The following is a 19972-nucleotide window of genomic DNA, read 5'->3' as shown; positions in this document are numbered from 1 at the left end:
CACGGAACAGGCCTGCTTCGTCGAGAGCCGATCCAAAGCTGTTTCGTTTGCAGTGGCTCCCAACAGGGAGCCAACTTTTATCGCTCAGAAAGGTATTCTACAACGGAAGAAATTATTATGCTGCGTTTATACGCGCAAGATTAATGAATTCCGCCAATACGGCTCAAACGTACGCCGGTCGGCCACTCACCTTCCTGTTTTTCAAAACTCATCCAGATAGCCGTGGCTTTGCCCACCAGGTTCTTCTCCGGCACGAATCCCCAGTAACGGCTGTCAGCGCTGTTATCACGGTTATCGCCCATCATGAAGTAATGGCCGGCCGGCACTACCCATTCAGCCAATTGCTGGCCTGGCTGCTGATAGTACGCACCCACCTGATCCTGGGTGCCAGGAACGGTCAGCACCGAATGAGTGACGTTGCCCAGCGTTTCATTACGCTCGCGCAGACGGATACCGCCCTGCGGCACGTTGTCGCTCAGCGGGATATTGTAGAAACCATTGCTGGCTTCGCCGGCGCCGCTACGGCTGAACATCTGCACGAAGTCGCTTGGCTGTGCGTCGTTATAGGTCACTGCCAGCGCTTTGTCACACGGTCGATCGGTATTGCACACCGGCTGTACCGTCACGCGTTTGTTCACCGGATCGTATGACACGCGATCGCCCGGCAAGCCGACCACACGCTTGATATAGTCCAGCTTCGGATCGAGCGGATATTTGAATACCGCAATATCGCCACGCTTCGGATGACCGGTTTCAATCAGCGTAGTCTGGGTAATCGGATCTTTAATGCCGTAGGCATATTTCTCCACCAGAATAAAATCGCCGATCAACAGCGTCGGCATCATCGACCCTGATGGGATCTGGAACGGCTCGTAGATAAACGAACGCACCACGAACACCACCAGCAACACCGGGAACACCGATGCCCCGGTTTCAACCCAGCCCGGTTGCTTGGCCACTTTCGCCAGCGTTTTTTCGTCCACCGCGCCTGCGGTCTGCGCGTTGACCGCTGCGATTTTCGCCCGGCGTGCCGGAGCCCATTTAAAGCGCTCAAAGCACCAGATGATCCCGGTCACCAGCGTAGCAACTGCCAGGATCAGGGCAAACATATTCGCCATGCAAACTCCCTAGTTACGTGAGCTTTCGCTCTTACTTACCGTCTTTGCCAACGTGCAGAATGGCCAGGAACGCTTCCTGCGGCAACTCGACGTTACCCACCTGCTTCATACGTTTCTTACCGTCTTTCTGTTTCTGCAACAGCTTTTTCTTACGGCTGACGTCACCGCCGTAGCACTTCGCCAATACGTTCTTGCGCAGCTGTTTGACCGTTGAACGCGCAATAATGTGCGTGCCGATCGCCGCCTGAATCGCAATGTCGAATTGCTGACGCGGGATCAGCTCTTTCATTTTTTCCACCAGGTCACGCCCGCGATACTGCGAGTTGTCACGGTGAGTGATCAGCGCCAGTGCATCCACACGCTCGCCGTTGATCAATACGTCGACCCGCACCATGTCGGAGGCCTGGAAGCGTTTGAAGTTATAATCCAGTGACGCATAGCCACGTGACGTCGACTTCAGACGGTCGAAGAAGTCGAGCACCACTTCCGCCATTGGAATTTCGTAGGTCAGCGCCACCTGGTTGCCGTGATAGACCATGTTGGTCTGCACACCGCGTTTTTCCACACACAGCGTGATGACGTTGCCGAGGTATTCTTGTGGCATCAGCATATGACATTCGGCGATCGGTTCACGCAGTTCGGCAATGTTGTTCAACGGCGGCAGCTTGGATGGGCTGTCGACGTACACCGTTTCACCGCCGGTGGTTTCCACCTGATAGACCACCGTCGGAGCGGTGGTGATCAGATCCAGATCGTATTCGCGCTCCAGACGTTCCTGAATGATCTCCATGTGCAGCAAGCCCAGGAAACCACAGCGGAAGCCGAAGCCCAGCGCGGTGGAGCTTTCCGGTTCGTAGAACAGCGAGGCATCGTTCAGGCTCAGCTTGCCCAGCGCATCGCGGAAGGCTTCGTAGTCGTCGGAGCTTATCGGGAACAGGCCGGCGTAAACCTGCGGCTTCACTTTTTTGAAGCCCGGCAGCGGCTTGTCCGCCGGCTGGCGGGACAGCGTCAGGGTATCGCCGACCGGCGCGCCGAGTATGTCCTTGATGGCACACACCAGCCAACCCACTTCGCCGCAGTTCAGCACATCGCGGTCGACGCGCTTCGGCGTGAAGATCCCCAGACGATCGGCGTTGTACACCTGCCCGGTGCTCATCACCTTGATCTTGTCGCCTTTGCGCATGGTGCCGTTCTTGATACGCACCAGTGACACCACGCCCAGATAGTTATCAAACCAGGAGTCGATGATCAGCGCCTGCAATGGCGCTTCCGGATCGCCTTCCGGCGGCGGAATATCACGCACCAGACGCTCCAGGACTTCCGGCACGCCAACGCCGGTCTTGGCCGAGCAGCGCACCGCGTCGGTGGCATCGATGCCGACGATATCTTCGATTTCCTGCGCTGCACGATCCGGATCGGCCGCCGGCAGGTCAATTTTGTTCAGCACCGGCACCACTTCCAGATCCATTTCGATCGCGGTATAGCAGTTGGCCAGCGTCTGCGCTTCTACGCCCTGGCCGGCATCTACCACCAGCAGCGCGCCTTCGCAGGCCGCCAGCGAGCGGGAGACTTCATAGGAGAAGTCAACGTGACCGGGAGTATCGATAAAGTTAAGCTGATAGGTTTGACCATCCAGCGCCTTGTAATCCAGCGTCACGCTTTGCGCCTTGATGGTGATACCACGTTCACGTTCCAGATCCATAGAGTCCAGAACCTGCGCGGCCATTTCACGCTCGGTCAGGCCGCCGCAAATCTGGATAATACGGTCGGACAGCGTCGACTTACCGTGGTCAATGTGGGCAATAATAGAAAAGTTTCTTATGTGCTTCATTTAATTAATGTTTTCTCTAATTAAGCGCTTAAGTATTTGATCGGTGGACGCAGCGATGGATACGAAACCCAAACTACCCACATAGAATGTGACGCATCTTACACTGTAAGAGCGCCGTGCGAAAGGAGGCCGGCAACGGAAGTCCCTGTCGATTATTGTGCATTAAAAAACCCTACTTTTTATGTTTTACTGCCAATATGATATACGCCTTACGCACGGTTCCCATTGGTAATGCTGACGCCAGTCTGGCATTAATGATGGACATATTGGTAAAAACCATTAAAAAAACCCAGTGGATCTGAATCAGGCTTACAAAACACGCCAAATCGACAATTCATTTTAACCAAATTTTAAAACAACAATATAAACACCTGCGTCGATCGCCAGAGCATTATTTTTATTATTAGCTAAAGCCTATAATGAGCAACAATAATATTGAGCGCATACGGCTATTATGGGGTGTTGCAGCGCTGATTATAGCATTCGGCTATAACAGTTCTCTTTCTGGCGTTATTAACAGAGGTGCGTTTATGGATTATCTTACGCTAAATGCCACGTTCAGCGTAGAGATGCTTTTTATCATCAGTGGCTTTATTATTGCCTAATTCACCAAAAGATTACTGCCTTATCCCATGGTAGATTTCACCATCAAACGCGTCTTTAGGGCTTATCCTGTTTATTTTATGGTGTTTTCACTGTTGAGCATGGCGATTGGCTATAACCGCGCTTCCGGAACCTGACTGGGGCCAGAGTTTTCCCTAACCAATGTGCTGAAGTCCTATCCGTTGCTCCCGTTGGATCCCAATAATATCGCACCTTATTATATGGCTGAGGTGCGCTTTTAGTCTCGTGGCCTCTGGGATACGAACTCTATTTTTACATCTTCTTCGCCCTGACGTTAATTGTCGCCTTACTGACTAGGGAGCATGGTCTCAAGCTCCCCTCCGCGCAGGTTAATATTGGCGCCTATTATAATTCTTTATATCTTATTCATATGCCGGCATTAGATTTATTCAAATCCATGGCGATCGGCTGCCGAGTCTGCCAGCCAATGAGGATTAAAATATATTTATCCAGCTCCCTCTCCGCAGTTTGTCGATTATTCTGTACTACTTCGCAGCACGGAAACTGCTTGAGTTTTCCCCAAGCGTTTGCCGTAGAATTGAAAACACCTCACAACCAGGTCAAATCCCTTGCTATCAGGCAATTCTCAGAGCTGAATTATTTTAATGTCGGTTCTTTACGCAAAGAATGACCACGCGGCAAAACACCGCGGCGCCGTCCCACTTTATCCCGGCAATTTTGTTACAAATACCGCGCATTGCTAACACCTCGGTGCTGTTGCCATTGGCTAACGCAGCGCGATAAGTGTCTCTCCCGCTTTAGGAAAAAACCCATATACGCCCCTGCCCCGCCTCCTATAGAAAGGAGGCAGAACTCCGTAACAAATATTAAACAGGGCTCTACCTCGGCATGCCCAGCGGAGTTCATCAGCATATCTCTGTAGGTTGATTGGAAGGTGCGTAATGATCGATAAAGGGCAAATGCTGAGCCGGCACGATTTTTCAAAGGTCAACTGGGGCATTCTGGCGGCGGCAGCGCTGCTGTTAACCACCGGCGGTGCTCTGTTGTTGTTACCGCTGATGAGCAACATGGAAGAAAGCGGCGTATTGACCCTATTGCAAACCGGCGCAGCGACGATTTTACTCGGCTGTATCCTACTGGCGCTGCGGCATTTCCTGCGGCCTGCGTTCAGCTACCGGCTATATGAACATGGCGTTCGGGTGGTCAATAATCATAATCATAAAGAGCGCTTTATCCCGTTTGAGAAAATCACCGATATCTATCGTTTCCGTGGCATACCGTTACTCGGCGGGCTATGCGGTGGATTATGCGAAGCGATGGCCTTTCGCACCGCGGCCGATCAGCCATGGTGCACGGTATTCAGCAATGTATCTCATGCCTGGACGTTGCGAGATACCATCATTAATCAGCAAATTCAGCTACGCGGCGCAATGTCACTGAACGCCTTGTATCAAGGTGAGGTCATCGATTTCCGCTACCAGAATTGCAAAGCACGCTGGCTGAGTTTGCTGCTACGCGGCGATTTGCAGCGACTGCAAGGCCAAACGCTGCATTTGAGCGCCAAGACCCTGTCAACGCCGCAGGGCAATATCGCCATTGAGCAGATACATTCGCAGGTGACCGATTCTGAGCAAGGAAAGATCCATCTGCTGAACGACCAAGGTCAGACGCTGGTGACGTTGTGTTATTTTTCGCTGCTGAGCGCCGATCTCTTCATCGCGCTGCTGGAGCATATGATTGCCAACCGCATCCCCGCCTACCGTAATCCGGCGGTGACGCAGCAAGCGTTCTAGTGAGGAAGGGGGTTATCGGCCTGCAGGCGCAGTGCCGTCGGTGGCAAGCCGATTTGCAGTACGATCGGCTGATAGGCATCTTGCTCGCCCAGCCGCCGCGCCAACCTGCGCGCCAGCAAGAAAGCGCCCATACCGCCAACCAAGGCGCCGATCGCCGCCGCAGCGTCGCTGCCCAGCCATAGCTGCAATAAGCCGCCCCCCAGCATCATGCCGATCAACGGCGTGAGATATACCAGCATTGCCGAGCGCAGCAGACTGCCTTCGGCGATACCGACTTCAATGCGCTGTCCCGGCTCCAATGGCTGATCGGTGTGTACCCGCAGCTGGTGCTCGGTTTCCGGCACCAGTTCATTCAGCGCCCGCGCGCCGCAGCCCGAACGGGCATGACAACTGCCGCAGCCGGCTTTGGGTTCACAACGCAATAGTGCCACGCCCTGTTGCCACGACACTACCGTGGCCCATTCTTTCATCATTGTGCTGCTACCTTGAAGGTGATGCTGTCAGCAATACGCTTGGCCGTAGATGGCGGCAATTCACCGACGATGATGATCTCGTGACCGTTACGCACGATACTTTGTATGGTACGCCGCCCTTGCCGATAAAACTGTTGGCCAGCGCCGGCGCCACTCGGGCTGACATTAACCGAGAAGCTGAACAGTCCGTCGCTGTACAAACGTGATTCTACCGGTACCGATACGTTTGGCAACTTGCGACGATTGCGCGCCACTTCGCTCACCCCAGCCGGCAGCCAGCCGGTGTTCCAGCTTAGATTGACCTTTTCGGCCGCAGGCAGCGACAGCAAAGGCGGCAGGTTGACCTTCAGCAGGCCCTGCATGATGTTCTGCACTTCGGCGCCAACCACGAACGAAATGACGCGAAACTGTTCCAGCGTTTCGCCATCGCGATCGAGCAAATCGACCCGGAGCGGCAGCTTGGTATCTACGTCCATCCATACGATATAGCTGTAACGCGAACCGTCACGCGCCACCACGCGAATCACCTCACACGGGCGATCGGAAATGCGCGTACGGCCGACGGAGATAAAGTCGTAGTATTTCGCCAGACGGTCAAAGTCGGCATACACCAGGGCCGGTAACGCGTCGACAATATGGTCGCCGGTTAACGTGAAGGGCTCCAACCCGGGTTCGAAATAGCTGATGCCATCGCCGCGCTGTAACACTTCGCGACGCGGGCCGTCCATGTGCAACAGTTGACCCAGGGGTTGTTGATCGATCACCGCATGACGATAGCGTAGCGATTCAATCCCCTGTTTACTGATGCTGATATAGGCGAGTTCATAATTGAGTGAACGGCTGGCGCTGCTCATTTGTTGTAACAACGCCCCGGACGCGGTCTGCGCCGGGGCGATGTTTGAATAGAGCAGGCTACCCGTCAATAGACAAACGGAGAACCAAAGTTGCTTCATTACTGCTGTTGCATTCCTAAAGACTGGGTTCCTGGAACCTGAACTGCCGCTTGCTGCGGGTTACCGTGTTCAAGTTGTAACTGATCCGAATGTAAACGGCGTTGCAGTTCATAGTCTTGCAACATGGCGTTGATACGTTTGCGCTGTTCCTGCACCTGCTGCTGTTGGCCGCTGCCGGTAGAAAAACTGTCGGCCGGCACGCCCAGGCTCACCGGTGACGGCTGCCCCATGATTGGCAAGGTGTTGAACACCGGCGCTTCCGCGCTACCCTGCTCGGTTGCCGCAGGTTGATTGTAATGCTGTACGCCGACGATCACCGCCAGCGACACACAGGCCGCAACGCCCACCTGGGTCAACTGGGTTGCCCATGGACGCACCTTATGCCAGAACGGCATTTTTTGCCAGGTATGTGGTTGCGGCTGAGATTCAGGCACTGCTGAAGGAACCAGACGCGCGGGTTCTTTCTCCAATGCAGCAGCAACGCGTTCGGCGATGTCGAGATGAATGACTTGTCCGACATCACCACGTAACGTATCACGTATCAGGTGATAGCTCTGCCAGCTTTGCTGAAGCACACGATCTTTGGATAACGAACTGAGCAGTTCGTTGTCGAGTGATTCACCATCCATCAGAGCGGAAAGCTTTTCTTTCTGCATGCCTAAGTACCCTTCCTGTGCCCGCCATCGCTAACGCTGAATCAGCGGTTGAACTTTATTATCGATAGCCTCCCGGGCGCGGAAAATACGCGAACGTACGGTTCCGACCGGGCAATCCATGATGGCTGCTATCTCTTCGTAGCTTAGACCATCCAGCTCACGCAGGGTAATCGCCATGCGAAGATCCTCCGGGAGTGACTCAATGGTACGGAAAACTATCTGTCTCAACTCTTCAGACAACATTAAGTTCTCAGGGTTCGAAATTTCTTTTAGTGCGCCTGCACTTTCAAAGTTTTCCGCATCGTTGGCATCCACATCACTTGCCGGTGGACGCCGCCCCTGAGCAACCAGATAATTTTTTGCTGTATTGACAGCGATTCGATATAACCAGGTGTAAAAGGCGCTGTCGCCGCGGAATGATTCCAGCGCGCGATAGGCTTTAATAAACGATTCCTGCACCACATCCGGCACATCGCCCTGCGGCACATAGCGGGAAACGAGACTCGCAACTTTATGCTGGTAACGTACTACCAGTAAGTTAAACGATTTCTGGTCACCCTTTTGGACCCGTTCAACCAGCACCTGATCCGTTAACTGCTCGCTCATCCGAGGTAAATTCTCCCCAAATCTGTCTCCACGCGTGAAATTGTACTGCCAGCCATACGTTATTTTCCTGAGCAAGCACTCGCTTGGAGTTCATATGAAACCTGAAGTTCCATACCGCCATTGTTTTTTCTGTAGATGTCGCCCTATCCGTGGCTTTTGCCCGGACAAGTAGGCTAACATGATTTTCACTCTTCTTCTGCACACATCATACGTTATGCAACCATCATATGAACATGTCAGTGATGTACTGATCGTCGGCAGCGGCGCGGCGGGCCTGTCACTGGCCCTGCGACTGGCGCAGCATTGCAAGGTTACCGTGCTGAGCAAAGGCCCACTCAACGAAGGCGCCACCTTTTATGCCCAGGGTGGGATCGCCGCGGTATTTGATGAAACGGACAGTATTGCCTCACACGTTGATGACACGCTGATTGCCGGTGCCGGATTGTGTGACAAAGACGCGGTTGAATTTATCGCCGGCAACGCTCGCCACTGCGTACAGTGGCTGATCGACCAGGGTGTACTGTTCGATACCGAAACCAACGCACAGGGTGAAGAACGTTATCACCTGACGCGCGAAGGCGGTCACAGCCATCGCCGCATCCTGCACGCTGCCGATGCCACCGGTAAGGAAGTAGAGACTACCCTGGTAGGGAAAGCAAGCGCCCACCCGAATATTTGCGTGATGGAGCGCCGCAACGCGGTTGACCTGATCACCTCGAACAAGATTGGCCTGCCGGGTACCCGTCGCGTCGTCGGGGCGTATGTCTGGAACCGTGAGCGCGAGCAGGTGGAAACCTATCGCGCCAAAACCGTGGTACTGGCTACCGGCGGCGCCGCCAAGGTTTACCAATACACTACCAATCCGGATATCTCCTCCGGCGATGGTATCGCCATGGCATGGCGCGCCGGCTGTCGGGTGGCGAACCTGGAGTTTAACCAGTTTCATCCCACCTGCCTGTTCCACCCGCAAGCGCGTAATTTTCTGCTGACCGAAGCGCTGCGCGGTGAAGGCGCCTATCTGAAGCGCCCGGACGGCAGCCGTTTCATGCCGGACTTCGATCCACGAGGTGAGCTGGCGCCTCGCGACATCGTGGCACGCGCCATCGATCATGAAATGAAGCGCCTCGGCGCCGACTGTATGTATCTGGATATCAGCCATAAACCGGCAGAATTCATCACCCAGCATTTCCCGATGATCCATGAAAAATTGCTGACGTTGGGCTTTGATCTGACAAAACAGCCGATCCCGATCGTTCCAGCCGCTCACTACACCTGTGGCGGAGTGATGGTCGACCAACATGGCCGCACCGATCTGGACGGCCTGTATGCCATTGGCGAAGTCAGCTACACCGGCCTGCACGGCGCCAACCGCATGGCATCGAACTCTTTACTGGAATGTCTGGTTTACGGCTGGTCGGCGGCGGAAGACATCATTACCCGCCTGCCGTTCATTACGCTGGCCAGGCAGCTTCCCCATTGGGATGAAAGCCGCGTCGATGACTCCGACGAACGCGTGGTGATTCAGCACAACTGGCACGAGCTGCGGTTGTTCATGTGGGATTATGTCGGCATCGTGCGCACCACCAAACGCCTGGAGCGCGCCTTGCGCCGCATCAATACCCTGCAACAGGAAATCGATGAGTATTACGCCAACTTTCGCATCTCCAACAACCTGCTGGAACTGCGCAATCTGGTTCAGGTGGCGGAGCTGATCGTGCGCAGCGCCATGGCGCGCAAGGAAAGCCGTGGCCTGCATTATACGCTGGACTATCCGGATCTGCTGCCAGACTCGCGCCCGACGATCCTGCAACCCTGATCTACGAATCGGGGCGCCAGCGGCGTCCCGGTTAATTAATAGAACAGATAAAAGTCGGCAATCAGCGCGCGGAATGCGTCGCTGTAGCTGCCGTCGGCCTGCTTGATCGCCAGATCGTATTCCACACGGCGCTGCGGTTCACGCGTCAACGACAGCAGCATACGGTGGCGCGGCGTCTGCGGCCGATCGCTGACGTTCACCCGCTGCGCCATATGCCAGCCGCGCCGCTGTGCATCGGCGGTGAACGCCTCGCCGATGGCATACGGCAGCACCACGCACAGTTGGCCGTTGTCGCCCAGCAAGCGCTGCGCGCAATCCAGTAGCCGGTCATGGGGCAAGGTCTCGGTATAGCGTGCGGTGTCTCGCGCCCGATCGCGGCAGGCCACCGACGGCTCAAAGTATGGCGGATTGCTGACGATCAGCGCATAGCGCCCGGCGTAACGCTGGGCGAAATCCTCGATATTCTGCGCATGAACCCTGATACGTTGCGGCCACGGCGATAGCAGAACGTTTTCCTGCGCCTGTTCGGCGGCAGCGGTATCCAGTTCCACCGCATCAATATGTATCTCAGCCGGCGAGCGCTGCGCCAGCATCAAGGCGATCAACCCACTGCCGCAGCCGATATCCAGCACCCGGCCGGTCTGCGCCAGCGGCGCCCAGGCACCAAGCAGCACGCCGTCGGTGCCGACTTTCATCGCACAGCGATCGTGACCAACGAAGAATTGCTTGAAGGTAAAACCACCGCGTCGCGGTTTGAAATCGGCTTTTGATTGACTGCTCACATTGACCATCCGGCTAGAAAACTGGCGTAGCATAAGGCAATCTGCTAGTGGGTAAAAGAGATGCTTTCCTTAAAAAGGGTGAACCCGGCGGCCAACCCGTCTATAATCGGCGCCCCAAGTAGAGGTAGACCATGACAGCAACCAATTTTTCCGAACTCGATCTCGATGAACGCCTGATTAGCGCCCTGCGCGATAAAGGCTACGACCGCCCAACCGCCATTCAGGCCGCAGCCATTCCGCCGGCCATGGACGGGCGTGACGTATTGGGTTCGGCGCCAACCGGCACCGGTAAGACCGCCGCATTCCTGCTGCCGGTATTGCAGCACCTGCTGGATTTTCCACGTAAAAAATCCGGCCCACCGCGCGTGCTGATCCTGACCCCAACGCGTGAACTGGCAATGCAGGTCGCCGATCAGGCGCGTGAACTGGCTGCTCATACCTCGTTGGACATCGCCACCATTACCGGCGGCGTGGCGTATATGAACCACGCGGAAGTGTTCAGCGAAAATCAGGACGTGGTGGTCGCGACCACCGGCCGCCTGCTGCAATACATTAAAGAAGAAAACTTTGACTGCCGCGCGGTAGAAACGCTGATCCTCGACGAAGCCGACCGCATGCTGGACATGGGCTTCGCGCAGGATATCGAAACCATTTCGGCTGAAACCCGCTGGCGTAACCAGACGCTGCTGTTTTCCGCCACGCTGGAAGGCGAAGCCATCCGCGAATTTGCCGAGCGCATTTTGAAAGAGCCGGTGGAAGTAGAAGCCGATCCTTCCCGCCGCGAACGCAAAAAGATTTTGCAATGGTACTACCGTGCCGACGACGTCAAGCATAAAACCGCGCTGCTGGTTCATCTACTGCAACAGCCGGATGTGCAAAAGTCGGTGATCTTCGTGCGCAAGCGTGAACGGGTACATGAACTGGCTACCTGGCTGCGTGAGGCTGGCATCAACACCTGCTATCTCGAAGGAGAAATGGTCCAGGCCAAGCGCAACGAAGCGGTAAAACGCATGATGGACGGCCGTGTCAACGTGCTGGTGGCCACCGACGTTGCGGCACGCGGTCTGGATATTCTCGATATCACCCACGTGTTCAACTTTGACATGCCGCGTACCGCCGATACCTATCTGCATCGCATTGGTCGTACCGGACGTGCCGGTCGCAAGGGCACCGCCATTTCACTGGTGGAAGCGCACGATCATCTGCTGCTGGGCAAGGTGGGGCGTTATCTCAATGAACCGCTGAAAGCGCGGGTGATTGATGAGCTGCGTCCAAGCACCAAGCCGCCAAGCGAAAAGAGCAACGGTAAACCGTCCAAGAAGGTGCTGGCCAAGCGCGCTGAGAGCAAAGAAAAGAACAAAGAAAAAGCCAAAGTGAAGGTGCGCCACCGCGACGCCAAAAACGTTGGCAAGCGTCGTCAGGCCAAAGCGAAGCCTGAAGACAGCGGCAAGTAATCAATAACTCGCAGCAATAAAAAACCGCCATAGCAACGGCGGTTTTTTTATGCCTGCGGCAAGTGGCGTATCAACGAACGAATGCCGTCAACGTCAGGGCCAGTTACAGGCTTTCGGTGAAGGTGCGGGTAATAACGTCACGCTGTTGCTCTGGGGTTAACGAGTTGAAGCGCACCGCATAGCCAGAAACGCGAATAGTCAATTGCGGGTATTTTTCCGGGTTTTGCACCGCATCTTCCAGCGTTTCACGGCTCAGCACGTTAACATTCAGATGCTGGCCGCCCTCTACGCGCACGGTAGGTTGCAGTTCCATCGGGATTTCGCGGTATTCGATCTGCCCCAGTTCGGTTACCGGGACGATTTGATCTTCCGCATAATCGGCTTTGGCGCAAACGCAACGCGCTTCTGACTTTTCGTCATCCAGCAGCCAGAAAGAGTTAACCAGCGCCTGATTGCTGGCTTTGGTGATTTGAATACCGGTGATCATATTGTTGCCTCCGTACAAGGGCGAAAAATTATTATGAATAAAACCCAAACCGGGTCCCACCCAATAGGTAAAAACCCGTTGCCATATCATTCTGTATACCAGCCCGACGGCGGCAATTCCTTGATTAAAATCAATTCTCACCGGACGCCCTGCATCGCGACATCGGCAAATTTTTGTTTTATATCAATATTCTCCCTTTGGCCAAACACAATTAGTTTTGTAAATATTCAAAAAAAATTGAAAGCCACTGCGACAACGCCGCGTTTGGGGCAAGAAAGAGCGGTTTCACTCGCGGGGCGTAAACGGTAAGCTATAGCTAATTAATTGCTAACAAAAACAAAGGAGAGCGTTAATGACCACCTCCCTCACCTGGCATGACGTCATCGGAAAGGAAAAAGAGCAACCCTATTTTATTGAAACGCTCGCCTTTGTTGCCGCAGAGCGTCAGGCCGGCAAGATCGTCTACCCGCCGCAAAAAGACGTTTTCAATGCGTTTCGCTTTACCGAACTGGCGGATGTCAAAGTCGTCATCCTCGGCCAGGATCCCTACCATGGCCCGAATCAGGCACATGGTCTGGCGTTTTCGGTGCGCCCCGGCGTCGCGGTGCCGCCTTCGCTGGTGAACATCTACAAAGAGTTGTCCAGCGACATTGCCGGTTTTGAGCGCCCGAGTCACGGCTGTCTGCAAAGCTGGGCGGAGCAAGGCGTGCTGCTGCTCAATACCGTACTCACCGTCGAGGCCGGTCAGGCGCACTCCCACGCCAGGCTGGGTTGGGAAACCTTCACCGATAAAGTGATCGCTGCGCTGAACGAAAATCGCCAAGGCGTCATCTTTTTACTATGGGGATCGCACGCGCAGAAGAAAGGCAACTTTATCGATCGTCAGCGTCACCACGTACTGAAAGCCCCGCACCCGTCGCCGCTTTCCGCCCACCGTGGTTTCCTTGGCTGCCATCATTTCTCGCAGACCAACCAATTGCTGGAACAGCAGGGATTGACGCCGATCGATTGGACGCCGCAGTTGCCCGACAGTGTAGAACCGGCCTAATCCAGACGCAAAAAAGGCACCCGCAGGTGCCTTGTTTCATCAGAAACCGTCAGGCTTTGGCTTTTGATACCGCCACCATCGCCGGGCGTAGCAAACGGCCGTTCAGCGTGTAGCCTTTCTGCATCACCATCATTACGTGGTTTGGCTGGTGTTGGTCTGATTCCATCAGGCTCATCGCCTGGTGCACGTCCGGGTTGAACGGCACGTCGACATCGCCAACGATTTCAATGCCGTATTTACGTACTGCGTCCTGCAACGACTTCAGCGTCAGTTCGATGCCTTCGATCATTGCAGCCAGTTCCGGGTTATTGCGATCGGCCAGTTCCAGCGCGCGCTCCAGGTTATCGATCACCGGTAACAGATCGGCGGAAAACTTCTCCAACGCGAACTTGTGCGCTTTTTCGATATCCAGTTCGGTGCGGCGACGAACGTTTTCCATCTCGGCCTTGGCGCGCAGCAGGCTATCGCGCTCGCGTTGCTGAGCTTCTGCCAGTTGAGCTTCCAGCTCGGCAATGCGTTGATCACGCAGATCGACACCTTCCGCTGCTTCCGGCTGCTGTTCTTCGTGCTGAACGTTTTCCATTTCTTCCGAGACTTGCTCGTTTGGCGTCTTGTGTTCTTTACTACTCATGAATATCTCCGCGTTTTAGCATTAATCTCGCAACTTGGCTTATTATGGGGATCAAAATCGGGGTTTCAAGTCAACCGGTCACAATGTGGGGCATAATCTGGCTCCGGTGAGGAAAATCACAACAATGAATAAAAAATTCGCATGTATTGGCATTGTTGGCCACCCGCGTCACCCCTCGGCGTTGGCCACCCACGAAATGCTGTTTCACTGGTTGGTCGCCCGTGGTTACTCGGTGCTGATCGAACAGCAGATCGCCAAGGATTTGGGCCTGAAAGACGCGGTGACCGGCAGCCTGGCGGAGATTGGCCAGCAGGCCGATCTGGCAGTGGTGGTAGGCGGCGACGGCAACATGCTCGGCGCGGCGCGCGTGCTGGCGCGTTACGACATCAAGGTGATTGGCGTCAATCGCGGCAATCTGGGCTTCCTGACCGATCTGGATCCCGACAATGCGCTGCAACAGCTGGCTGACGTGCTGGAAGGCGAATACATCGACGAAAAGCGTTTCCTGCTGGAAACCATCGTTCATCGTCAACACCAGCAATGCCGCATCAGCACGGCGATCAACGAGGTGGTACTGCACCCCGGAAAAGTCGCGCATATGATTGAATTTGAAGTATATATCGACGATAGTTTTGCCTTTTCACAGCGCTCCGACGGCCTGATCATCGCCACGCCGACCGGTTCGACGGCCTATTCGCTGTCTGCCGGCGGCCCGATTCTGACGCCCTCGCTGGAAGCGATTGCCCTGGTGCCGATGTTCCCGCACACCTTGTCTGCCCGCCCGTTGGTGATCAATGGCGACAGTACCATTCGGCTGAAGTTTTCCCATATCAGCAGCGATCTGGAAATCAGCTGCGACAGCCAGATAGCACTGCCGATTCAGGAAGGCGAAGAAGTACTGATACGCCGCAGTGATTATCACCTGAATCTTATTCATCCAAAGGATTACAGCTATTTCAATACCTTAAGCACCAAGCTCGGGTGGTCAAAAAAATTGTTCTAAAATTTACGCCAGCCACTTTACTGTATATAAAACCAGTTTATACTGTATGGAACTACAGTCATGTGTTTATGCACAGGAAGGTTCTCATGCTGGCGCAATTAACCATCAACAATTTTGCTATCGTTCGTGAGTTGGAAATCGACTTTCAACCGGGTATGACGGCGATTACCGGTGAAACCGGTGCCGGTAAGTCAATTGCCATTGATGCACTGGGTCTGTGCCTCGGCAGTCGCGCCGACGGTAATGCCGTGCGGCAGGGAGCCTCCCGCGCCGATCTGTGCGCCCGCTTCTCGCTGGCGGATACCCCCTCCGCCCGTGAATGGCTAGAACAGAACCATCTAGACAATAACGACGAATGCCTGCTGCGACGGGTTATCGGTACCGACGGCCGTTCGCGCGGCTTTATCAACGGCATCTCGGTGCCCCTGTCGCAACTGCGCGAACTGGGCCAGCGTCTTATCCAGATCCACGGCCAGCATGCACATCAACTGTTGCTAAAACCCGAACACCAAAAATCCCTGCTTGATGCCTACGTCGGCGAACCCACGCTGCTGCTGGCCATGCGTCATGCTTATCAGCAATGGCACCAAAGCTGCCGTGAGCTGGCGCATCATCAGCAACAGTCCATAGAACGTGACGCGCGCCGGCAACTGCTGCAATACCAATTGAAAGAGCTCAACGAGTTCGCACCGCAGAGCGGCGAATTTGAGCAGATCGACGCAGAATACAAACGTCTGGCGAACAGCGGCCAACTCTTGACCCTCAGCCAGCACGCGCTGCAATTACTGGCCGATGACGACGAGCACAACATGCTCAGCCAGTTATACAGTTCCAAACAGCTGCTGGTTGAGCTGATCGGCATGGACGACAGGCTTTCCAGCCTGCTCGACATGCTGGAAGAGGCGTCGATCCAGATCAGCGAGGCCAGCGATGAACTGCGTCATTACGCTGAGCGGATGGATCTGGATCCCAATCGGCTGCACGAGCTGGAACAACGCATTTCGCGGCAAATCAGTCTGGCGCGCAAGCACCATGTCGCGCCGGAGGAACTGCCGTTGTTGCATCAGCAACTGCTGGATGAACAGCAACAGCTTTCACAGCAGGAAAGCGATCAGCAGCATTTGAGCGAGGCCGTTTCGCTACATCACCAGCAGGCGCTGGCGTTGGCGCAACAGCTGCATCAAAAGCGTCAGCAGTATGCCGACGAACTGACTCACCTGATTACCGAAAGCATGCATGCGCTGTCGATGCCGCACGGCCAGTTTTGCATTGACGTACACTTTGAACCGGAACATCTGGGGGTCGAAGGCGCCAGCCGCGTTGAGTTCCGCGTGTCCACCAACCCGGGGCAACCAATGCAGGCGCTGGCCAAAGTTGCTTCCGGCGGCGAGCTTTCACGCATCGCCCTGGCAATTCAGGTGATTACCGCGCGCAAAATGGAAACCCCGGCGCTGATTTTCGATGAGGTGGATGTGGGAATCAGCGGCCCAACGGCGGCCATCGTCGGGCGTTTGCTGCGTCAACTGGGCGAGTCAACCCAGGTTATGTGCGTGACTCACCTGCCACAGGTGGCCGGTTGTGGTCATCAACACTTCTTTGTCAGCAAGCAAACCGACGGCACGGAAACCGAAACGCAGATGTCGCCGCTGGACAAACGCGCCCGTCTGCAAGAGTTGGCGCGACTGCTTGGCGGCAGCGAGGTAACAAAAAATACGTTGGCCAACGCCAAGGAGCTGCTTGCGGCATAAAAAAGCCCAACTTTTTTGCATTCCTGCGGTCTGACTTTAGCGCTGCAACCCGGACGATTTCAATGCAACAACGTGAAAGATGAAGGAGTAACCGGTAGATTTCCGGTTTCCAACTGCTGCAAGGTCTATTATCATCGGCATCCTATGCCCTAAAGGAATGTGATTACTATGCGCTGTAAAATGCTGACTGCTGCCGCTGTGGCTCTTGTGATGCTGACCGCAGGCTGTTCTACTTTTGAAAAAGTGGTTTACCGCCCCGACATCAATCAGGGCAATTACCTGACGGCAACGGACGTGGCAAAAATCCACAAGGGTATGACCCAGCAGCAAGTCGCTTACACTCTCGGAACCCCGATGCTGCAAGACCCTTTCGGGACCCAGACCTGGTTCTACGTGTTCCGCCAACAGCCTGGCCATGAAAAGATTACGCAGCAAACGCTGACGCTGACCTTTGACAGCGCAGGCGTTCTGACCGATATCCAGAACAAGCCGGCGCTGACCAAATAATCCGTCCGATCCTTTTCCGGCCCATGCGAGAAGCGCCGTCTCTTGCATGACAGTGACAGGCTGCAACTCGGAACAGCGGTTAATGCGCTATCTGGCGGGTTTTGGTAAGAAATAAGGCGCCTGGAGCGCCTTATTTTTTTGCTTTCTCTGCCCGTTGCCGGCGCAGTTCCTTGGGATCGGCAATCAAAGGCCGGTAGATTTCAACCCGGTCGCCGTCGTTAAGTACATCGGCCAATTTTGCCGGCCGGCTGTAAATTCCCAGCTTGTTGCTGTGCAAATCGATATCTTTACGTAATTCCAACAGGCCGGACGCCACAATGGCCTGCTCAACGCTGCTGCCGGCGTCTAACGTAACCTGTTGCAGATACTGCCGTTCCGGTAGTGCATACACCACCTCTACGCGTATCTCAGACACTGTAGACCTCTTTTGCACGCTGCGTGAAGGCCTGAACCATGCTGCCAGCCAGCTCTTTGAATACCTTGCCGAACGCCAGCTCAATCAATTTATTGGTGAATTCGAAGTCCAGGTGCAATTCAACCTTGCAGGCCTCCGGGCTCAGCGGCGTAAACTGCCAACCGCCCATCAGTTTGCGGAACGGACCATCAACCAGCTGCATATTAATGCTGTGGTTATCCTGCAGCGTGTTGCGCGTGGTAAACGTCTTGCTGATCCCCGCCTTGGCAACGTCAACCGCTGCGGTCATCTGGTTAGCGGAAGCGTCAAGCACCCGGCTACCGGTACAACCAGGCAAGAAATCGGGATAAGAATGAACATCGTTAACCAACTGGTACATCTGCTGGGCGCTAAAAGGCACCAAGGCAGAACGACTAATCTGGGGCATATCATTTCCTGTGAAACATAAAACGTACAGATAATAACATTTATCTGGCTTCAGACAAAAAATCTGCTACGCCCTGCCACCGGCAAAAATGAGAAAATTTGCTCAGGCATTGAACGCTAAAGGATTTCTTTCGCTGGCGCATCCAGTATAATGAACGCACTATGACAAAGAAAAAAGCATACAAACCCGGCTCAGCCACCATTGCGCAAAACAAGCGTGCCCGCTTTGAATACTTCATCGAAGACGAATTCGAGGCTGGCCTGTCCCTGCAAGGGTGGGAAGTTAAATCGCTGCGCGCAGGCAAGGCCAACATCAGCGACAGTTACATTACCTTCCGCGACGGTGAAGCCTATCTGTTTGGCGCCACCATTACGCCACTGAACGTGGCGTCGTCGCATGTGGTATGCGATCCAACCCGTTCGCGCAAGCTGTTGCTGAACAAGCGTGAACTGGATTCACTGCTCGGCCGCGTCAACCGCGAGGGCTACACCGTTGTCGCCCTGTCAATGTATTGGAAAAATGCCTGGGTCAAGCTGAAGATTGGCGTGGCCAAGGGTAAGAAAGAACACGATAAGCGCGATAACATCAAGGATCGTGAATGGCAAACGGCGAAAGCCCGTATCATGAAGCACGCAAACCGTTAAGCCACTGGCGTTACGGCGCAGACTTCTGATATAATGCCGATTAGTTACTTGGGGCTGATTCTGGATTCGACGGGATTTGCGAAGCCCTAGGAGCATGCCGAGGGGCGGTTGGCCTCGTAAAAAGCCGCAAAAAAATAGTCGCAAACGACGAAAACTACGCTTTAGCAGCTTAATACCCTGCTCAGAGCCCTCTCTCCCTAGCCTCCGCTCTTAGGACGGGGATCAAGAGAGGTCAAACCTAAAAGAGATCGCGTGGATGCCTTGCCTGGGGCTGAAGCGTTAAACCCAATCAGGATAGTTTGTTAGTGGCGTGTCCATCCGCAGCTGACCGGCGAATGTAAAGATTGGACTAAGCATGTAGTGCCGACGGTGTAGTAATTTCGGACGGGGGTTCAAATCCCCCCAGCTCCACCACTTTTTAGTAAAACAAAGTCTACTAAAGACTATCAAGGCCGCACCTCGCAAGGGTTGCGGCCTTTTTCATGTCTAGCGAAGTCTACTGAGAATTGCTAGAAGCTACGCATTATGGGACCCTTATATGGACCCACCGGTTGGGTCCAATAATTTGAGGGTCCAATACATGGCAAGGCAGACTAAAAAACTCACAGACACTGAAATCAAAAACACCAAGCCAGCAGACAAAGAGATCAATCTCTTCGATGGTGATGGGCTACTGCTACGAATCGCTCCTTCATCAAAAGGAGGGAAGAAGAACTGGTATCTCAGATATCCAGTACCAGTGACCAAGAAGCGCACTAAGATGAGCTTGGGAACCTACCCTCACCTCTCATTAGCAAAGGCAAGAGCTTTACGTGATGAATATCTGTCTTTGCTTGCTAATGGTATTGACCCTCAAGCCCACATCACTGAAAAAACTAACGCTCTGAAAGATGCCACGGAGCATACGCTACAAGCTGTTGCCCGAAAGTGGTTAGATGAGAAGATAAAAACCGCTGAAATAACGGAAGACTATGCAAAAGATATATGGCGTAGTC

General features: G+C 54.4%; 21 protein-coding genes and 1 other RNA gene. 11 read left to right on the top strand and 11 right to left on the bottom strand.

All coding sequences use genetic code 11. The features are described 5' to 3' along the window. Positions 1-140: 140 nt before the first annotated feature. Positions 141-1118, bottom strand: coding sequence for a signal peptidase I (gene lepB / locus NYE85_RS10010; RefSeq protein WP_259004563.1), 978 nt, complete (start codon positions 1116-1118; stop codon positions 141-143). A 31-nt stretch (positions 1119-1149) separates the two neighbouring features. Beyond that, entirely contained in the window at positions 1150-2949 is a 1800-nt protein-coding gene (gene lepA, locus NYE85_RS10005) for a translation elongation factor 4 (protein WP_004959545.1), read from the bottom strand. Positions 2950-3368: 419 nt separating this feature from the next. On the opposite strand from lepA, the gene NYE85_RS10000 reads away from it, so the two are divergent. Both NYE85_RS10000 and NYE85_RS09995 read left to right on the top strand, forming a co-directional pair. Then, entirely contained in the window at positions 3369-3554 is a 186-nt protein-coding gene (locus tag NYE85_RS10000; protein WP_259004560.1) for a hypothetical protein, read from the top strand. A 921-nt stretch (positions 3555-4475) separates the two neighbouring features. Then, positions 4476-5327 carry a hypothetical protein gene (locus NYE85_RS09995; RefSeq protein ID WP_259004559.1) on the top strand — a complete coding sequence of 284 codons (852 nt, stop codon included), beginning with the start codon at positions 4476-4478 and terminating at the stop codon, positions 5325-5327. Here NYE85_RS09995 and rseC read toward each other — a convergent pair. Genes rseC through rpoE form a run of 4 tightly spaced genes read right to left on the bottom strand, consistent with a single transcriptional unit; the run spans position 5324 to position 8015 of the window. Then, positions 5324-5800: a SoxR-reducing system protein RseC gene (gene rseC / locus NYE85_RS09990; protein ID WP_259004558.1), complete on the bottom strand. Its 477-nt coding sequence runs from the start codon at positions 5798-5800 to the stop codon at positions 5324-5326. The genes NYE85_RS09995 and rseC overlap by 4 nt on opposite strands. Then, positions 5797-6753 carry a sigma-E factor regulatory protein RseB gene (gene rseB / locus NYE85_RS09985; protein ID WP_259004557.1) on the bottom strand — a complete coding sequence of 319 codons (957 nt, stop codon included), beginning with the start codon at positions 6751-6753 and terminating at the stop codon, positions 5797-5799. The genes rseC and rseB overlap by 4 nt, the downstream gene beginning before the upstream one ends. Continuing rightward, a complete protein-coding gene (gene rseA / locus NYE85_RS09980) occupies positions 6753-7409 on the bottom strand; it encodes an anti-sigma-E factor RseA (protein ID WP_259004556.1) in 657 nt (218 codons plus the stop codon). The genes rseB and rseA overlap by 1 nt, the downstream gene beginning before the upstream one ends. Positions 7410-7439: 30 nt before the next feature. Continuing rightward, a complete protein-coding gene (gene rpoE / locus NYE85_RS09975) occupies positions 7440-8015 on the bottom strand; it encodes an RNA polymerase sigma factor RpoE (protein WP_004959528.1) in 576 nt (191 codons plus the stop codon). Positions 8016-8229: 214 nt separating this feature from the next. On the opposite strand from rpoE, the gene nadB reads away from it, so the two are divergent. Beyond that, entirely contained in the window at positions 8230-9831 is a 1602-nt protein-coding gene (gene nadB, locus NYE85_RS09970; RefSeq protein ID WP_259004555.1) for an L-aspartate oxidase, read from the top strand. A gap of 35 nt (positions 9832-9866) precedes the next feature. On the opposite strand, the gene NYE85_RS09965 is transcribed toward nadB, so the two are convergent. Next, a complete protein-coding gene (locus tag NYE85_RS09965; RefSeq protein ID WP_405050660.1) occupies positions 9867-10613 on the bottom strand; it encodes a tRNA(1)(Val) (adenine(37)-N(6))-methyltransferase TrmN in 747 nt (248 codons plus the stop codon). A 131-nt stretch (positions 10614-10744) separates the two neighbouring features. Here NYE85_RS09965 and srmB point away from each other — a divergent pair, with 131 nt between their 5' ends. Then, positions 10745-12067, top strand: coding sequence for an ATP-dependent RNA helicase SrmB (srmB, locus tag NYE85_RS09960; protein ID WP_259004554.1), 1323 nt, complete (start codon positions 10745-10747; stop codon positions 12065-12067). Between the two features lie 103 nt (positions 12068-12170). Here srmB and grcA read toward each other — a convergent pair whose 3' ends face one another. Further along, the gene (gene grcA, locus NYE85_RS09955) at positions 12171-12554 is read right to left on the bottom strand and encodes an autonomous glycyl radical cofactor GrcA (protein ID WP_039991834.1); all 384 of its coding nucleotides are present in this window, start codon (positions 12552-12554) and stop codon (positions 12171-12173) included. Between the two features lie 352 nt (positions 12555-12906). Here grcA and ung point away from each other — a divergent pair, with 352 nt between their 5' ends. Then, positions 12907-13602 (top strand): uracil-DNA glycosylase, encoded by a 696-nt coding sequence (ung, locus tag NYE85_RS09950; RefSeq protein ID WP_259004553.1) that lies wholly within the window; start codon positions 12907-12909, stop codon positions 13600-13602. A gap of 49 nt (positions 13603-13651) precedes the next feature. On the opposite strand, the gene grpE is transcribed toward ung, so the two are convergent. Beyond that, positions 13652-14233, bottom strand: a complete 582-nt coding sequence (grpE, locus tag NYE85_RS09945) for a nucleotide exchange factor GrpE (protein ID WP_259004551.1) — start codon at positions 14231-14233, stop codon at positions 13652-13654. Positions 14234-14357: 124 nt separating this feature from the next. On the opposite strand from grpE, the gene nadK reads away from it, so the two are divergent. The 3 genes from nadK (at position 14358) to bamE (ending at position 17491) form a co-directional block, all read left to right on the top strand. After that, positions 14358-15236, top strand: coding sequence for an NAD(+) kinase (gene nadK, locus NYE85_RS09940; RefSeq protein WP_088499764.1), 879 nt, complete (start codon positions 14358-14360; stop codon positions 15234-15236). 86 nt (positions 15237-15322) lie between these two features. After that, a complete protein-coding gene (gene recN / locus NYE85_RS09935; RefSeq protein WP_259004549.1) occupies positions 15323-16984 on the top strand; it encodes a DNA repair protein RecN in 1662 nt (553 codons plus the stop codon). Between the two features lie 168 nt (positions 16985-17152). Beyond that, on the top strand, positions 17153-17491 hold the full coding sequence (gene bamE / locus NYE85_RS09930) for an outer membrane protein assembly factor BamE (protein WP_039991831.1): 339 nt from the start codon (positions 17153-17155) through the stop codon (positions 17489-17491). A 130-nt stretch (positions 17492-17621) separates the two neighbouring features. Here bamE and NYE85_RS09925 read toward each other — a convergent pair whose 3' ends face one another. Both NYE85_RS09925 and NYE85_RS09920 read right to left on the bottom strand, forming a co-directional pair. Continuing rightward, positions 17622-17906 carry an RnfH family protein gene (locus NYE85_RS09925; protein ID WP_259004548.1) on the bottom strand — a complete coding sequence of 95 codons (285 nt, stop codon included), beginning with the start codon at positions 17904-17906 and terminating at the stop codon, positions 17622-17624. Then, positions 17899-18333 (bottom strand): type II toxin-antitoxin system RatA family toxin, encoded by a 435-nt coding sequence (locus tag NYE85_RS09920; RefSeq protein WP_004959498.1) that lies wholly within the window; start codon positions 18331-18333, stop codon positions 17899-17901. Before NYE85_RS09920 ends, NYE85_RS09925 begins: the two co-directional genes overlap by 8 nt. Positions 18334-18494: 161 nt before the next feature. Between NYE85_RS09920 and smpB the strand changes: the two genes are divergently transcribed. From smpB to NYE85_RS09905, 3 genes are all read left to right on the top strand, one after another. Continuing rightward, positions 18495-18977 carry an SsrA-binding protein SmpB gene (gene smpB, locus NYE85_RS09915; RefSeq protein ID WP_004959495.1) on the top strand — a complete coding sequence of 161 codons (483 nt, stop codon included), beginning with the start codon at positions 18495-18497 and terminating at the stop codon, positions 18975-18977. A 50-nt stretch (positions 18978-19027) separates the two neighbouring features. Beyond that, positions 19028-19391, top strand: a transfer-messenger RNA (tmRNA) gene (gene ssrA / locus NYE85_RS09910). A 166-nt stretch (positions 19392-19557) separates the two neighbouring features. Further along, the coding region (locus NYE85_RS09905; RefSeq protein ID WP_259004546.1) for an integrase arm-type DNA-binding domain-containing protein at positions 19558-19972 on the top strand (415 nt) is incomplete at its 3' end.

It is taken from the genome of Serratia sp. AKBS12 (genome assembly GCF_024793895.1).
Classification (GTDB): domain Bacteria; phylum Pseudomonadota; class Gammaproteobacteria; order Enterobacterales; family Enterobacteriaceae; genus Serratia_F.
This window is presented reverse-complemented; position numbering and strand designations above follow the sequence as displayed.

Bases quoted from the DNA above. Each gene is read 5' to 3' on its own strand.
- ung (WP_259004553.1), top strand. From the start codon at position 12,907: ATGACCACCTCCCTCACCTGGCATGACGTCATCGGAAAGGAAAAAGAG.
- grpE (WP_259004551.1), bottom strand. From the start codon at position 14,233: ATGAGTAGTAAAGAACACAAGACGCCAAACGAGCAAGTCTCGGAAGAA.
- rseB (WP_259004557.1), bottom strand. From the start codon at position 6,753: ATGAAGCAACTTTGGTTCTCCGTTTGTCTATTGACGGGTAGCCTGCTC.
- NYE85_RS10000 (WP_259004560.1), top strand. From the start codon at position 3,369: ATGAGCAACAATAATATTGAGCGCATACGGCTATTATGGGGTGTTGCA.
- NYE85_RS09995 (WP_259004559.1), top strand. From the start codon at position 4,476: ATGATCGATAAAGGGCAAATGCTGAGCCGGCACGATTTTTCAAAGGTC.
- smpB (WP_004959495.1), top strand. From the start codon at position 18,495: ATGACAAAGAAAAAAGCATACAAACCCGGCTCAGCCACCATTGCGCAA.
- lepA (WP_004959545.1), bottom strand. From the start codon at position 2,949: ATGAAGCACATAAGAAACTTTTCTATTATTGCCCACATTGACCACGGT.
- NYE85_RS09920 (WP_004959498.1), bottom strand. From the start codon at position 18,333: ATGCCCCAGATTAGTCGTTCTGCCTTGGTGCCTTTTAGCGCCCAGCAG.
- rseC (WP_259004558.1), bottom strand. From the start codon at position 5,800: ATGATGAAAGAATGGGCCACGGTAGTGTCGTGGCAACAGGGCGTGGCA.
- lepB (WP_259004563.1), bottom strand. From the start codon at position 1,118: ATGGCGAATATGTTTGCCCTGATCCTGGCAGTTGCTACGCTGGTGACC.
- nadB (WP_259004555.1), top strand. From the start codon at position 8,230: ATGCAACCATCATATGAACATGTCAGTGATGTACTGATCGTCGGCAGC.
- rpoE (WP_004959528.1), bottom strand. From the start codon at position 8,015: ATGAGCGAGCAGTTAACGGATCAGGTGCTGGTTGAACGGGTCCAAAAG.
- rseA (WP_259004556.1), bottom strand. From the start codon at position 7,409: ATGCAGAAAGAAAAGCTTTCCGCTCTGATGGATGGTGAATCACTCGAC.
- bamE (WP_039991831.1), top strand. From the start codon at position 17,153: ATGCGCTGTAAAATGCTGACTGCTGCCGCTGTGGCTCTTGTGATGCTG.
- grcA (WP_039991834.1), bottom strand. From the start codon at position 12,554: ATGATCACCGGTATTCAAATCACCAAAGCCAGCAATCAGGCGCTGGTT.
- srmB (WP_259004554.1), top strand. From the start codon at position 10,745: ATGACAGCAACCAATTTTTCCGAACTCGATCTCGATGAACGCCTGATT.
- nadK (WP_088499764.1), top strand. From the start codon at position 14,358: ATGAATAAAAAATTCGCATGTATTGGCATTGTTGGCCACCCGCGTCAC.
- recN (WP_259004549.1), top strand. From the start codon at position 15,323: ATGCTGGCGCAATTAACCATCAACAATTTTGCTATCGTTCGTGAGTTG.